The sequence below is a fragment of the Cupriavidus sp. GW821-FHT02F09 genome, assembly GCF_059421605.1.
This window is the reverse complement of record NZ_JBWKVH010000042.1, coordinates 54,263-68,885: the sequence shown is the minus strand read 5'-3', so window position 1 is coordinate 68,885 and position 14,623 is coordinate 54,263. Positions and strand designations below refer to the sequence as shown.

Sequence of the window (14,623 nt, the reverse complement as noted above, 5' to 3'; positions counted from 1 at the left end):
CGAACGATATGCCCATGTCCACGAAGCCTTCCTGTCCCTTGCCTGTTCACTGATTTGCTGGAGCAGGCTAAAACCCTGCATGAACTAATTTCGCAACAGCTTCTTAGGAACGGCCAAGTCTATCTTTCGGTTCGGCGAGGAATAAATGCAAGCTTCTTTCCCGTAGCAACCGGACCGATCGCCTGTTTCCCCGCCAAAGGCAAGCGTGCCCAGCGCAGCATGAGTCGAAGTATGCGGGTCCGCACAGACCAAGAGCATCCGGCTGAGGGATGCCTTGCTCGGGTCCAACGACATACACGATCGCCCTGGCGGTCCTCGCCGAAGAGAACCTGGACAATGCCGAATTTTTCGATGTTCCTAGCCAGAAGTTCCGCCGCCGGCTTTGCTCGATGTCGATGCTTGCTGTTAGCTCGCGCCGCCTGGTGGACGCACCGTGATCGGGTATGCGGAAACTCTGATCCGGCCCACACATCTCAATACTGCGGCCCGCTAGAAACGCGAGAGCATAACCAGCCTGGAAAAGGTGGCACGCCACGTGCAGCAGCGACTGACTATCGTCGTTTTGCAGAATGGCGTGGGCGTCCCAGATCTTAGTGATCTGGCTTCGATGACGACTCCCCTGGCTCCCGCGCACGCCGCTCCAAGCCCGCTTCTTCCTACTCCTTATGTATTCCAAGATCAGATATCAGCTTGACCATGTCGGCCACATCACGTTTGAGAAACTGATTGAATTCGATTGGTGATACGGCCATGCGCTCCATGCCGTCCGGCTCGAAGCGCTCGCGCAGCTCCTTGCTGGCGGTGGCACTCTGCATCGCATCCGCCAGTCGCTGAACCACGTCCTTCGGTGTGCCTGCAGGCGCCAGCAGCGACATGTAAAAATAGTTGCTGAAGTTCGGCAGCCCCTGCTCGGCAACGGTCGGGACGTTCGGGTACGCGGGCAGTCGCCCGGTTGATGTAACTCCAAGCGCTTTCAACTGTCCGTTCTTGACCATGGCAGAGGTGTTCGTTACCCCATCAAACATCATTGTTACGCGCCCACTCACAAGATCCGGATATACGGCACCGTTTCCTTTGTAGGGCACGTGAAGCATTCTGACGTTCGCCTGTTGAAAAAATGACTGGGCCGCCAGATAAGGCGTCGTACCGATCCCCCCCGATGCGAAGGTCATGGTTCCGGGATGATTCTTGGCCCGCGCGATGAACTCTGCGACAGTTTTGTCTGGTTGACCTGGCCCTACCAGGACAAACCATGGTGATCGGTACATCGGACCGATGCCTGTAAAGTCTTTCAAGAGATCGAAGCCCGGGTCGTGCCTCACGGCCGGCAGAGCAGTGATGGTGTTGGTGGCGGCGAGGAGTGTGTAGCCATCGGCCTGCGCGCTCTTCACATACCGTACACCTACCAGTGTGCCTCCGCCGGGACGGTTTTCCACGACAACTGACTGGCCCAGCGTTTCTGACATCTTCTGGGCCACAAGTCGGCTTACCAAGTCGAGCAAGCCGCCGGGGGCAGAGGGCACCACGAGGCGTATTGGCTTGGTCGGATACTGATCGGCCGCCGTCGCCGATGTGGGGTTGGCAAGTGCAAGAGAGGCGCCGAATGCTGACACAACCAGGGTACTGATGAAAGAGGTCTTCATGTCCGATGTCTCCATTGGTTATTGGGTGCCACTGCCTCGCCGGAAGCTTCAGGTGAGTGGGGCACTATCCGTTTCAGCGCAAGCCAGACGTCTTTCGAGTCAAGCGTGCGGCACGCTTTAGCTTTGGTAACGTCCAGTTCAGCGACGCTATCGCGCAGAGGTCGCATAGCAATCGCCATGCCAGAGCGGCGGCTGGGCCATCTTTGGTAGGAGAAGCCGGCAAAAAACCCGGTGATGCTAGGCTTCTTGCACGCCAACAATGTTTAGTAGTGTCTTCGCATGTCGCTGGTGCAGACATACTCTTCAGGTGAGAGCACCTATCGATGACGTCTAAGGGGCATTAGGTCGCACGCGTTCGCGATGCCCGATGCCAGTATTCTCGTCGCATAGGTGAGGTCGCAGAAGCGGGGTCTACGGATCGCTACAGTGGCAGGGGCGCCGCAAGGTGCACCAATGGGATTTCGTTTTTCTTCTTTGGCACATATTTTGCATTGAGAAAGGCTGTCGAAGGCCGCCATTCATGGCGATGTCGGCGCCCACTTATTTCTTTCAGAGCATTCGTAGAGGAACACCTTATGAAATCCACCTCCGAGTCCAATCGCGTGTACCAGGCGACTGGCGATTCCGTCCGCATATACGAGCACGTACCGCAGCTAGCGCGCATTCGCAAGGAAGTGCTCCTGGGCGACGTCTGGAAGCAGCCTGAACTCGCGTACCGTGACCGAATCCTGGTCACTCTCGGCGTGCTGGCCGCAGGTGGCAAGGTCGAGGAAATGAAGGCGTGGATGGCCCGCGGTGTTGAAGCCGGCATCGCCCTCGACGAACTGCGAGGCCTGATCGTGCAGGTGACTTTCTACGCGGGCTGGCCTGCTGGCCTGAGCGCCGGCAAAGCTGCACTCGACTTGTTTGAGGCCGAGGCCAGCTAAGGAACTGACTGTTATGAATATCGGATATATCGGCCTGGGTGCCATGGGATCTGCGCTTGCGCGTCGGCTCGTGGGCGCCCACAAACTCATCGTGTGGGACATCAATAGCGCCGCCGCCGGGGCAATCGAAGAACTGGGTGCAGTTGCGGCACCTTCGGCGGCGGAGCTGGCGCGCCGGTGCGACATCGTGCTGCTGTGCCTGCCACGCAGTTCCGACGTGCGCCAACTGGTATTCGGCCCTGCGGGCTTGGCCGAGGGCCTTGCCGCTGGCAAGCTGGTCATCGACCAGACCAGCGGCGTGCCAGGTGAGACCCGCGAGATCGCCGCCCAGTTGGCCACGCAGGGTGTTGAGATGATCGACGCGCCCGTCTCTGGCGGCGTCGTCGGCGCTGATGCGGGCACGATCACGATCATGGCCTCCGGCCCGGAGGAAAGCTACCAGAAGGCGCTGCCGGTGCTGAGAGCGATCAGCCCCAACGTGTTCCGTTGCGGCAACGGCGTTGGGGATGGGCAGGCGATGAAGCTCGTCAACAACCTGCTGAGCGCAGGTTGCCGGCTGTCGTTGCTTGAGGTCGTTGCCATGGGTAGGAAAATGGGGTTACCGCTCGCAGCGATTACGGACGCGATCAACAAGGGCTCAGGGCGAAACCGGGCGTCGAAGCTCACGTTGCAAGACCTCGCCGATGGCAAGTTCACTCCCTCGAACTTCGCCATGTCGCTGATGCTCAAGGACATGAATCAGGCAATCCAGCTGGGAAGGGAGTGCGGTGCGCCCACGACCCTCACGACCTTGGTACGCGGGCTGCTGCAGATCGGCGTGAGCACGCTAGGCGAGAAGGCGCAATTGGAGAAGGTCATCGACCTCATCGAGTCTATGGCAGGGACGCGCATCGTCGACCCTTCAGAGGTCGCAGTGGCGCAACCCGCCGCCGCCGCGCCTTCGTCGGGCCAGGCTGAAGTGCGCATCGGCTACGTGGGGCTAGGCACAATGGGCGGGGCGCTGGCGCGCCGCATGATGCTGTCGCACAAGGTGCAGGTGTTCGACACGCGCGCCGAGGTCGTACGCGCGTTCGAAGCCGAGGGCGCCGTCGCCGCCGTAGACCTGCCCTCGCTCGCTCGCGAGTGCGACGTCATTTTCCTTTGCGTGCCCACCTCGGCCATCGTGCGCGAGGTGATCTTCGGCAAGGGTGGCTTGGCAGAAGGTCTCTCACCCGGCAAGATCGTCGTGGACCAGACCACCGGCGATCCGACGATGACCCTCAGCATTGCGACTGACTTGCAGAAGCTCGGCGTGCAGTTGGTCGATGCCCCGGTTGCCGGCGGCGCGCGCGGTGTCGTGGCCGGCACGATTGCCATCATGTCCGGTGGCCCCCCCGACGCGTTTGCAGCAGTGCGGCCGATTTTCGCGTCGATCAGCCCAAACATCGTGTACTGCGGAAAAACGGGAAATGGCCACATAGCCAAGCTGATCAACAACGCGGTATCGACCTGCAATTGCCTGCTTACCTACGAGGCAGCTTCCATCGCGGTAAAGTACGGTCTCAAGCTCGCCGATGTGGCGACGGTGATCAACAAGAGTACAGGATGGAGCGGCGCCTCCGAGCGTATCCTGCCGACGCTGTCCGAAGGCAAAGCGACGGCCGACTTCCAACTGCAACTGATGGTGAAGGACCTGAAGCTGGCAGGGCGGATGGCTATGGAATGTGGTGCGCCGATGCTCATTGCCAACACGGTATGCAATCTGTACGAGATGGGTATGAACAAGCTTGGTGGGACCGCCAACATCGACTCTATGGCAGAGTTGTACGAATCCATGTCCGATATCAAGTTCGCGGGCGCCTAGAAGGCCAACTTTCATCGGGGAGGATGTTACCGATGAGAGGTCGGATTGAGTGGCCTCGGCGTTAGGTCTGCGAGATCCGCGGCTGGCACTCGCAGCGATATCGCAAGGCCCCGCTTCCGTGCCCTCGTGCGTACACGATAGAGAGGGCGATCTCGATGGTGCGACATGTTCGGCAAGGGCTTCTCGCATCGCGTCAAGGCGGCTCGCCGCAAGCCAGGCAGCGCGTGGCATATCGACGAAATGTTAGTCACGCTGCGCGGCGAGCCTTATCTGCTGTAGCGAGCGGTTGAGCAGCACGGTGCCGAACTCGATATCCTGCTGCAGAAGCGGCGCGACAAGGCTGCGGCCAAGCAGTTTCTTCAAGCGGGTTTTCGTCTCGTGACCTGAAGGGCCGCACAGGATAGTCACCGAAAAACTGCGCAGCTATCCGGCAGAACGAGCCGACATTCCGGAGCTCACAGATGTCAGGCACGTGTTCGTCAAAGCCAGGATCGTGTCAATAGCCGGGCCGAAAGCCATCAGCCTACGCGTGAACGCGAGCGGCAGATGCGCGGCTTCCGACTTCCTGAACGGACACAGGTTTTCCTGACGAGCTTTGGCCCGATCCGGCAGCACTTCGCGCTCAAACGACATTCTCTACGCGCTTCGCTCTATTGCAAACACCTCAGCGAACGCTTTGCCTTGTGCGATCGGACACGGCAAGCGCGCGGGAGCTCGACTGGGCATACGCCAGTCCGTTTTCGGCATAAATACCGCGAAGCGAGACCTGCGTCAGTCCGCGAGCTCGATGCCAGTCGCCCGCGACGCATGATGGCCGATGTGAGTCGCGCGAAAGTGGCCGGCGTGCGTCTGTGACGACGGAAAGGCTGTCTCCACCGCATACATGTGTCGTTGACTGATACACACAGCCAGTCAAACAACCACTTCGGCATCACTCAACCAGAACTAGTCCTGGCCAAGGTTGGATGTGGCCTTCGCGGTGACAACAACGACACCGCACGCCGTGCTTGGCTCGACGCGGGCGGCCGGGTCGGGAGCATGCATTCAGTGTTGCCGCCTCGAAAAGGTACGGGTGTCGCGAAGTTGATGCTGTCGCTCAGATAGCCGGTGAGACATCAGGAGGCGCAACAAGCCGGGATCGGAGATGGTATGCGACTTGCTTTTATGGACTGGGCGTCGGCTGGGACCACAATTGTCAGGTTTCGGGTTGATCGCCGCAGTCTGAATTGGCAACTGCCTTCCTTCTTCGTGTTAGCGGTAGCGGGGCATGCAGCTAAGGCTCTGCCAGTGTGTTGTCGCCGATATCTTCTTTTAGACGGGGTTTCCACGTCGAAAGAGGTATCCGGGGCCACTCGTTCATGATCGTCCGGATCGTCTTGGGCGACCGGCGTATCGTGATCTTCGTGATGATTCAGACAATATATATAACGGTCCAGGAGACATTCATGTATTGCATATTGCACCTGCGAGGCAGACCATCGCGCGCCATCTCGCCGTCGTGGGGACCCCCCTGCAGATCATCGTCTTTCGTCCGGTCGGTTTTATGCAGGAGCTAGGCAAATGAGCAGCAACGTTAGCCTTATCAGCGAAACAGCCGGCGTCGCGGACTCTGACAACCGCCTGTTCCGCAAGCTCACGGTTCGCATCATGCCCATTCTCTGGCTGGTGTATTTCTTCAACTATCTGGACCGCACGAACGTCGCTTACGCGCACTTGCGCATGAGAGACGATCTCGGGTTCAGCGACGCCGTTTTCGGTCTTGGTGCCAGTCTTATTTTCTTCGGTCTGATCGCTTTTGAGATTCCAAGCAACATCATTCTCGCGCGCATAGGCCTTCGCAAGACGCTATTCCGCATCATGATTCTTTGGGGGCTTTGCAGCGCTGCGATGAGCCTTGTGTCGACCCCCACGGAGTTCTACATTTTGCGCTTCCTGATCGGCACGTTCGAGGCCGGACTGGTGCCGGGCGTACTGTATTACCTCACACTTTGGTATCCCAGTCAGCGACGGGGTCAACCATCCGCGCTGTTCTACACGGCGCCGAGTTGCGCGGGAATCATATCGGGTCCGATAGCCGGTTTATTCATGACTTATCTCAACGGTGTCGGTAATCTTCAAGGCTGGCAATGGCTGTTCATCGCGGAAGGGCTGCCGTGCGTGGTGCTTGCATTTGTTGCGTACACATTCCTCTCGGACAGCCCGGACAAAGCAAAATGGCTGACTCCCGAAGAATCCCAACGCGTGCAGCAACTCATTCGGGACGGCAATGTGGCACATCACACGCTTGATCGCCAGGAACTGCTCAGTGTGCTGCGCGACCCCCGTCTTTGGGTATTGGGCGTCGTCGGGTTCCTGATGCTTATCTCGCTATTTGGACTAACGTTTTGGCAGCCTAGCCTGCTGAAAGGGATGGGGCTGTCTGTCCTGCAAGTCGGCCTCTACTCGGCTTTTCCCTCGCTTTGCGGTGTCGTGGCTTCAGTGATCGTGGCCAGACACTCGGATGCCACAGATGAACGATGCTGGCATTACATCATGTGCGCACTGACGGCGGCCACTGGACTCCTACTTACAACATTTTTCCCCACGAACATGCTACTGACCTTGCTCAGCCTGTGCGTTACCTGGACTGGCCTGACCAGCGCGTATGCCATGCTGTGGACATTTCCCGGACGTGTGTTCAGTGGGAGGGTAGCGGCGACGGGCCTCGCCATCATCACGGTCATTCATGGTAGTGCTGGAATCGTGGGCCCCTATGGCCTCGCCCTTCTCAAGACCGCCACCGGCGGTTTTACCATAAGTCTGTACGTGGGGAGTGCTCTTTTGGTCGCGTCCGTATTGCTTTTCTACCCATTCTTCTCGCGAAAATCTGCGATTCGACCAAAGCGGCAGTCCGGAAGGCGATGACCGACACCGCAAGGGAGGAACCTGGGATGCTGGCGGTGAAACGGATGGTTCGGCCGGTTTGTCGACAAGCTCGCCGAGTCGCACCTTGGTCCACTCATGATCGCCATTTGTCGGGCATATCAAGTGCTACGCGCCTCAGACGCCGCTGAACCGGGGGCGGTTCCGGGCTGCAAAAGCTGCGGCCAAAAGTGTGGGACGACTGCGCGGCTGCGTCTGTAAGCGTAGCAACTGTCGAGTTTGATTAGTACTTTTCTGGTATCGACGGAGGTCTGTCCCTCTCGTCGGGCACCTGTGATGGCCTGTGGCGCGGGCGTCCCCAGCGGAATCATCAGATCCATCGGGACGGGGCAGCTCGCTACGCCGCGCCGCCGCTCCTGGATTCGCAGACCATCCAGAGGCGATGCGTTGCCCAACCAGCACCGACAACGTCGATTCCGCCTCTTTGCTCAGAGGGTAAGGCGGCATCCGACACGACCTTGATGGCCTGGACCACGTAGTGGTTGTCGACTGTTGGGCGGCCCCACAGGTCGCGCAGCGGGCGCACCCGCGGGCAGGCGAACGGACGACACCTTGCGGGCGAACGCGAAGGGCGCGGTGTCGACCGAGCGGGGCTCGACATCATAGAGTCCGTCTTCACGGACATAAGCCTTCATGTCGATGCACGATGATGAGTTTCCCGGCGTGGGGAAGGGCCGATCGGGGCATGGGGAGAACCTTGGGCTTCGCCTTTGTGATGTCCGCGATGCTGACGGGCGTGCGGAGTTATCGATCACGCGGGCAAGAAGCCCATGCCCCTGCAGTGACCACCTGGGCCGCCTGTACCCGGCGAACTGACCGGGAGTGCCACTAGTGTCACTGGCGTGTGCGTGCTGAGGACACTTGTGTTGGTTCCGTAGACACTGCGCGTCGCCGCCAGCTTGGCGGCCCGATGCCCCGGCGGGTGGTGGTGCCGCCGCGAGGCTCGCTGGAGATACCCGCCACTCCTTCCTGGGGCGCTCGTGGGCCTTCTCTGATACATCTTGGGGTGCTACCCATCCCGGCCTCCATGGAGGTTTTCCGATCTGGCACTCCAATTGCTTAGGTAAGTTCGTAACGACGCGAGAAGCCGTCACGGCGGACTCGCAATGCTAGTCACGACTTTCCTATAAGACCCGGAGAAACTGATGCCGTCTGCTGTGCCGACTTCAACCCCCACCCCGACGACCAATGTCGGGCTCCAACGCGCGCTGGCATGGATAGAGGCTGGACCCAAGCGGCTTCTGATCGGTGGCGAATGGGTCGAGGCGAAATCCGGAAAGACATTCGAAACGATCAACCCGGCCACCGAACAGCTGCTGACCACGGTGGCTGAGGCCGACAGCGCTGACGTCGACGCCGCCGTGGCCGCGGCACGACGCGCCTTCGAGGCACCGACGTGGACCGGCATCTCGCCGCATGCACGAGCCCGGCTGCTGCTCACGATCGCTGATGCCGTGGAACGCAACGCACAAGAACTGGCAGTGCTGGAGTCTCTCGACATGGGAGCACCACTGTCAACCACCATGGCACGCGCAGCGCAGGTGGCCGACATCTTTCGCTACTATGCCGGCTGGACAACAAAAATCTGCGGCACCACCAACCCGACGGACGCGGCTCGCTTTCAATACATGTTGCGCGAACCTATGGGCGTCTGCGCTTTGATCAACGCGTGGAATGTGCCGCTCGTGATGGCAGCCAACAAGATCGCTCCTGCGCTGGCCTGCGGCAATACCGCCGTGCTCAAGCCGGCCGAGCAGGCACCACTCACAACCCTGCGACTGGCGGAACTGATCGAGGAAGTCGGGCTGCCGCCCGGTGTCCTGAATATCGTCCCCGGCTATGGTGCGACCGCCGGCGCGGCCATGTCCGCCCACTTCGACATCGACAAGATCGCGTTTACGGGCTCTACGGCAGTAGGTCGCCAGGTGCTACAGGCGTCCGCAGGCAATCTGAAGAAGGTTTCACTGGAGTTGGGGGGCAAGTCTCCTAACATCATCTTTCCGGATGCTGACCTCGAAAAGGCGCTGGCGGCGGCCGTCGACACCTTCTGCAGAAACTCGGGGCAGATCTGCTCTGCTGGTACACGCTTGTTCGTGCACGAAAGCCTGCACGAGCAGGCCACGGAGTGGGTGACCAAGATCGCAGCGACCTACAAGGTGGGCTCGCCCTTCGATGCGGACACCAAGCTGGGACCGCTGATCTCTCAACGCCAGATGGAGCGCGTTCTGGGCTACGTGGACGTTGGCAAGAGCGAGGGCGCGCGTCTATCGCTGGGCGGCACTCGGCTGGGCGATGTCGGCTACTTCGTGGAGCCGACCGTCTTCAGCAGCGTTTCCAACACCATGGCGATTGCACGCGAAGAGATCTTTGGCCCGGTGCTGTCCATCATTCCCTTCAAGGACGAGGATGACGCAGTGTTCAAGGGCAACGACACGGAATACGGTTTGGCGGCCGCTGTTTGGACGCGGGACGTGAGCCGCGCTCACCGGGTGGCTCGCGCACTCAAAGCAGGCCGTGTCTGGATCAACACCTATGCTGAAGGTGATCCAGTCATGTCTTTCGGTGGCTACAAGCAGTCCGGCTACGGGCGTGAATTGGGCGCCGAGTCCATTGACGCGTACACGCAGACCAAGTCGATCCTGATGCGGCTGTAGAGTGCAACGACGACACCCAGGGGCAACACTGGTCGTCCATCGAATGTGGTTGATAACAAAGCTGAATGGAGACATGCCGCAGGGGGAGCACACACGCCGGAGAGGCGGGTCCGCGCCGATGCCAGGTGCCGCCGGTGTCGCTACGCCCGCCGCGGGTCTCCATCGGCTGATCTGTCGAGAGACTGAACTTGGAAAACTACGATTACATCGTCATTGGTGCAGGGTCTGCGGGTTGCGTGGTGGCACGCCGGCTGTCGGACAATCCGGCGTGCCGGGTGCTGCTGCTAGAGGCTGGCCCGCCAAGCGAGGGCGATTTCTGGGTGCGCACGCCTGCCGGTATGGGCAAGCTGTTTCAGCATGAGCAACTTAACTGGCGGTATTTCACCGAACCTGTGCCGACGCTGCGCAACCGGCGCATCTATTGGCCACGCGGCAAGACCCTTGGAGGCAGCAGCGCCATCAATGGCATGGTGTATATCCGCGGCCATCGTGAGGACTACGAGCATTGGGCCGAGTTGGGCAACGCCGGCTGGGGCTGGGACGACGTGCTTCCTTACTTCCGGCGCGCTGAGACGAACTGCCGGGGTGCGGGAACGTACCGCGGCACCGATGGTCCATTGGTGATCAGTGACCCGTCCGTCAAGCATCCGTCCGCGTTCGCGTTCCTCGAGGCGGCCCGGCGGAACGGCATTCCCACGCTCGACGAGTTCAATGGCGTCGAGATGCACGGTGCCGGGTTCCTGCAAGCCACCATCAGCAAGGGCATTCGCCAGTCCGCGTACGAAGCCTACATCGTGCCAGTCAGGCAGCGCGCCAATCTCGTGGTGCAGGCCAGCACGCTGGTGCGCCGTATCGTGTTCCGAGACCGGCAGGCCGCCGGCGTGGAGGTCATCGAGAACGGGCACGCCCGGACTATCGCTGCGCGCCGCGAGGTGATCGTCTGTGCAGGCGCGCTGAGTTCCCCCCATTTGCTGATGCTGTCTGGCATCGGCGACAGCAACATGCTTCAGCGCCATGGCATCACCTCGGTGGTGGACTCACCCGGCGTCGGCCGCAATCTGCAGGACCATTTCGTGGTGCGCGTGCAGGCCCGTGCAACCCGGGAAAGCTCATACAATCATGCGCTGCGCGGCTGGCGGAAGTACTGGGAAGGGATGCGCTATGTTGCCACGCGGCGCGGCTACCTCGCGCTCGGGTCGTCGATGGCCGCGGCCTTCGTCCGCAGCGGGCCAGAGGTGGACCACGCCGACCTGGAAATCAGCTTCCGGCCGATGACGTTCCGCTATCGTGCGACCGGCAGCGTGGAGGTCGACGACTATCCCGGTATCAGCGCCTCGGTCTACAATATGCGGCCCGCCTCGCGTGGCGAGATCCTGCTGCAATCGGCCGATCCGCTGCAGCCTCCCGCCTTCGTGCCGAACTACCTTGGCGATCCGCGTGACGTCAAGGTGATGCTTGCCGGCCTGTACGAGATTCGCCGGATTTTCGCTACGGAGCCGCTCGCCTCCCGTGTGGTCAGCGAGATAGCGCCAGGTCCGGACTTCCGCACCGATGAACAACTGATCGACTACATGGAGCGCGAGGGCCAGTGCGCCTTCCATCCAGCCGGAAGCTGCATGATGGGCACCGGCGCCATGGCGGTCGTCGATGAGCGTTTGCGGGTACGCGGCGTCGAGCGACTGCGCGTGGTTGATGCGTCGATCATGCCGACCGTTACGTCCGGCAATACCAACGCCCCCACTATCATGATCGGCGAGAAGGGTGCCGACATGATCGCCTCCGACGCAGCGCCGGCCCGCGAGGTGTCCGCCTAAACGTATCCAGGCGGGCGGCTGCCTCCGCCTTCCCCGACAGCTTTGATTCACGGGCCGTGTCCGCGCCAGGCGGAAACGGCCCGTGACGGCTGGCGTCTTCAGTCGACCTTCGCGCCGGAAGCCTTGATGATGGGGGCCCATCGCGTGACCTCCGACCGGATGAAGGCGCCGAATTCCTCGGACGAGGTAGTGGACGGCGTACCGCCATTCTCTCTGACCTTCTGCACGACCTCCGGCGAGTTGGTCGCTGCAACACTAGCCTTGTTAAGCTTCTGCACCAGTTCCGGTGCCATGCCCGGCGGCGCGATCACGCCATACCAGGCGGTCGCTTCGAAGCCGGGGTAACCCTTCTCGGCGATCGTCGGCACATTCGGCAGCGCGGGACTCCGCTGGGCCGAGGTCACGGCGAGCGGCACGACCTTGCCGGCACGGATCTGCTGCAGGCCGGCGGCGAGGCTGGCGAAGGTGATCGGGACCTGATTGCCCAGCACATCGACCATTGCGGGGCCTTCGCCCTTGTACGGCACGTGGCTGATCTTGACGTGCGCGACGGTCCTGAGCATCTCGACGCTCAGGTGCTGGGTGGTCCCGTTGCCGCCGGACGAGATGCTGTATTTGTCCGGGTTGGCCTTGAACAGCCGGATCAGGGCGTCAAGGTCCCTGATCCCGAGGGCGGGGTTCACCACTAGTACGTTTGGCACGAAAGCGAAACGGGTGATGGGCGTCAGGTCCTTGCGCGGGTCGTAGGGGAGCTTGCCGAACAGCGATACATTGACCGCCAGCGGTCCATTAGTCGCGAAGCCTAGCGTATAGCCGTCGGGAGGTGCTTTGGTAACGAGGTCGACGCCGAGGTTTCCGCCCGCGCCGGGCTTGTTGTCGACCACGACCGTCTGCTTCAACTGCGCGGACAGCGCTTTCGCGTAGAGACGCGAGAGGTAGTCGGTCGGCCCGCCTGCTGCGAACGGGACCACCAGCCGGATGGGTCTAGAGGGATAGTTGTCCGCCGATGCGCTGCCAGCGCCAAGACCGAGTAACGCGATGGCGGCATGCAGGGTTCCGATGGTCTTTGCTTTCATTTTCCGATTCCGTCATGAACGCGACCGGTGCGCCGCAACCTGGGGCGACCGGCGCTAATAAGTGTCTGCCTGCCATCGCGTCTGCCAGGTTCATGGCGTCAGGCGCATGCAGGTCGTTTGCGTGAAAGGAGTAGTTGCCAATCCCGGCGCGGGTCGCTCGACAGCCGGGGCGGCCAGCGGTCGCGCAGCGATCGTCGCTGCCACGACAGAAGTCAACACATCATTTCGCTCCCCCTGCTACTCGCGCGTGTCAATTTGGCCCCGGTGGCACAGCGCGCGCCATTGCCGCGCAGTCGGTAGCTTCCGTTTTGTATTGGATGCGGCGATCGGATCGGCGGCGGCCGGCCCGACACAGGCCAGCCGGTCTGCGGATCCGGGACTTCCGTTTTCAGGTGGTCGCGCCGCTGGCGACCAGTGCTGCGATGTCGTGGTCGGTCAGGCCCGCCTGCTGCAGGATCTCACCGCTGTGCTCGCCGAGCCCCGGCGCGAGGCGCCTCACCTGGGCCGGACTACGGCTGAACGTAACCGGTGGCTTGACCTGCGTGATGCGACCCAGGCTCGGGTGCTCCGCCTCGAAGAAAGTGCCGGCGGCACGCAGGTGCGGATCGCTGAACAGGTCCTCGAGCCGATTGACGGGAGCCGCCGGAATGCTCAGTTCCCGGCACTGCTCCAGCCAGAACGCGCTGGTCTGCCCGGCGATGAGCTCGGCCAGCACGGCATACAGTGTTTCGTAGTTCTCGCTGCGGCGTGTAGGCGTCGTATAGCGCGGATCATCGGCAAGGTCGGGGCGCGCCGCGAGCCGGAAGAAGTCCCGCCAGTTGCGATCGGTATAGGGCAGCATGCAGATGTAGCCATCGAGCGTCCGGTGCGGCTTGCGCAGCTGGCTCATCACCCTCGGGTAGCCCGCCTGCCCATGGTCCCGGTCAAAGGCCCGTTCCCACAGATGTTCGACCATCATGAACGACACCATCGACTCGAACATTGGGACCTCTAGGCATTGGCCCTCGCCGGTTCGAGCGCGGTGTAGTAGCGCGGCCAACACGCTGTAGGCGATCGTCAGCCCGCATACCTTGTCGCCGACGATGGTCGGCGTGAAGCGCGGCTCGCCCGCCAGGTGGCCATTCAACGCCGCGAGCCCGCAGACGCCCTGGATCATGTCGTCATACGCGGGGTCGAGCGCATAAGGGCCCGCCTTGCCGTAGCCGTAGGCACCGCAGTAGACGATATCTTCACGCGCCGCCCTGACATCGTCATACGTCAGGCCCAACCGCGCGATTGCATCCGGCCGCATCGAATGCACGAACACGTCGGCGCCCGCGGCCAGACGCAGCAGTGCGTCGCGTGCCACCGGTTGCCGCAGGTCCAGCACCAGGCTGCGCTTGTTGCGGTTCACGGCAACGTGGATCGGTCCCATCGCGGGCCGCTCTGCAGAGCCCATATGCCGCATGATGTCGCCGTCTGGGCTCTCGACCTTAATCACGTCAGCGCCTAGGTCGCCAAAGATCTGCGTGGCGAACGGACCCATCACGACCGAGGTCAGGTCCAGCACGGTGAAGCCAGTCAGGGGGCCGGGCATGTTGTGTCTCCTTAATTGTTGGCATATCGCGCAGCTATGATTGGAATTGAACAACGCAATTCGCGTGCCAGTCGACGAGGCTTACGATGCGCGGCATCGTGGCAGCGAATGCCGGCTCTTCGTGGCCGCGAGTGTGTGCCGAACGGACACTGTGACTTCGTGCCGCACA

8 protein-coding genes and 1 pseudogene are annotated in these 14,623 nt (G+C 61.5%); 6 read left to right on the top strand and 3 right to left on the bottom strand.

Annotated features, from left to right (window positions below; genetic code table 11):
- Positions 1-656: 656 nt before the first annotated feature.
- Positions 657-1,643 carry a Bug family tripartite tricarboxylate transporter substrate binding protein gene (locus tag AC07XB_RS31625; RefSeq protein WP_492831357.1) on the bottom strand — a complete coding sequence of 329 codons (987 nt, stop codon included), beginning with the start codon at positions 1,641-1,643 and terminating at the stop codon, positions 657-659.
- A 575-nt stretch (positions 1,644-2,218) separates the two neighbouring features.
- On the opposite strand from AC07XB_RS31625, the gene AC07XB_RS31620 reads away from it, so the two are divergent.
- The 6 genes and pseudogenes from AC07XB_RS31620 to AC07XB_RS31595 all read left to right on the top strand — a co-directional run bounded on the left by AC07XB_RS31620 (position 2,219) and on the right by AC07XB_RS31595 (position 11,802).
- A complete protein-coding gene (locus AC07XB_RS31620; RefSeq protein ID WP_492831356.1) occupies positions 2,219-2,569 on the top strand; it encodes a carboxymuconolactone decarboxylase family protein in 351 nt (116 codons plus the stop codon).
- A 13-nt stretch (positions 2,570-2,582) separates the two neighbouring features.
- Positions 2,583-4,412 carry an NAD(P)-dependent oxidoreductase gene (locus AC07XB_RS31615; RefSeq protein WP_492831355.1) on the top strand — a complete coding sequence of 610 codons (1,830 nt, stop codon included), beginning with the start codon at positions 2,583-2,585 and terminating at the stop codon, positions 4,410-4,412.
- Positions 4,413-4,565: 153 nt separating this feature from the next.
- Positions 4,566-5,093, top strand: a pseudogene (locus AC07XB_RS31610) (DDE-type integrase/transposase/recombinase); the annotation flags it as partial.
- 879 nt (positions 5,094-5,972) lie between these two features.
- Positions 5,973-7,316: an MFS transporter gene (locus tag AC07XB_RS31605; RefSeq protein ID WP_492831354.1), complete on the top strand. Its 1,344-nt coding sequence runs from the start codon at positions 5,973-5,975 to the stop codon at positions 7,314-7,316.
- A gap of 1,163 nt (positions 7,317-8,479) precedes the next feature.
- Positions 8,480-9,988: an aldehyde dehydrogenase family protein gene (locus AC07XB_RS31600; RefSeq protein WP_492831353.1), complete on the top strand. Its 1,509-nt coding sequence runs from the start codon at positions 8,480-8,482 to the stop codon at positions 9,986-9,988.
- A gap of 188 nt (positions 9,989-10,176) precedes the next feature.
- A complete protein-coding gene (locus AC07XB_RS31595; RefSeq protein ID WP_492831352.1) occupies positions 10,177-11,802 on the top strand; it encodes a GMC family oxidoreductase in 1,626 nt (541 codons plus the stop codon).
- Between the two features lie 98 nt (positions 11,803-11,900).
- Here the strand turns inward: AC07XB_RS31595 and AC07XB_RS31590 are convergent, their stop codons facing one another.
- A complete protein-coding gene (locus tag AC07XB_RS31590) occupies positions 11,901-12,878 on the bottom strand; it encodes a Bug family tripartite tricarboxylate transporter substrate binding protein (protein WP_492831351.1) in 978 nt (325 codons plus the stop codon).
- A gap of 388 nt (positions 12,879-13,266) precedes the next feature.
- The gene (locus tag AC07XB_RS31585; protein ID WP_492831350.1) at positions 13,267-14,454 is read right to left on the bottom strand and encodes a CaiB/BaiF CoA transferase family protein; all 1,188 of its coding nucleotides are present in this window, start codon (positions 14,452-14,454) and stop codon (positions 13,267-13,269) included.
- Positions 14,455-14,623 lie beyond the last annotated feature (169 nt).

What these genes read in the sequence shown, in the direction of transcription:
- AC07XB_RS31625 (WP_492831357.1), bottom strand. Translation starts at nt 1,643, where the DNA reads ATGAAGACCTCTTTCATCAGTACCCTGGTTGTGTCAGCATTCGGCGCC.
- AC07XB_RS31620 (WP_492831356.1), top strand. Translation starts at nt 2,219, where the DNA reads ATGAAATCCACCTCCGAGTCCAATCGCGTGTACCAGGCGACTGGCGAT.
- AC07XB_RS31615 (WP_492831355.1), top strand. Translation starts at nt 2,583, where the DNA reads ATGAATATCGGATATATCGGCCTGGGTGCCATGGGATCTGCGCTTGCG.
- AC07XB_RS31605 (WP_492831354.1), top strand. Translation starts at nt 5,973, where the DNA reads ATGAGCAGCAACGTTAGCCTTATCAGCGAAACAGCCGGCGTCGCGGAC.
- AC07XB_RS31600 (WP_492831353.1), top strand. Translation starts at nt 8,480, where the DNA reads ATGCCGTCTGCTGTGCCGACTTCAACCCCCACCCCGACGACCAATGTC.
- AC07XB_RS31590 (WP_492831351.1), bottom strand. Translation starts at nt 12,878, where the DNA reads ATGAAAGCAAAGACCATCGGAACCCTGCATGCCGCCATCGCGTTACTC.
- AC07XB_RS31585 (WP_492831350.1), bottom strand. Translation starts at nt 14,454, where the DNA reads ATGCCCGGCCCCCTGACTGGCTTCACCGTGCTGGACCTGACCTCGGTC.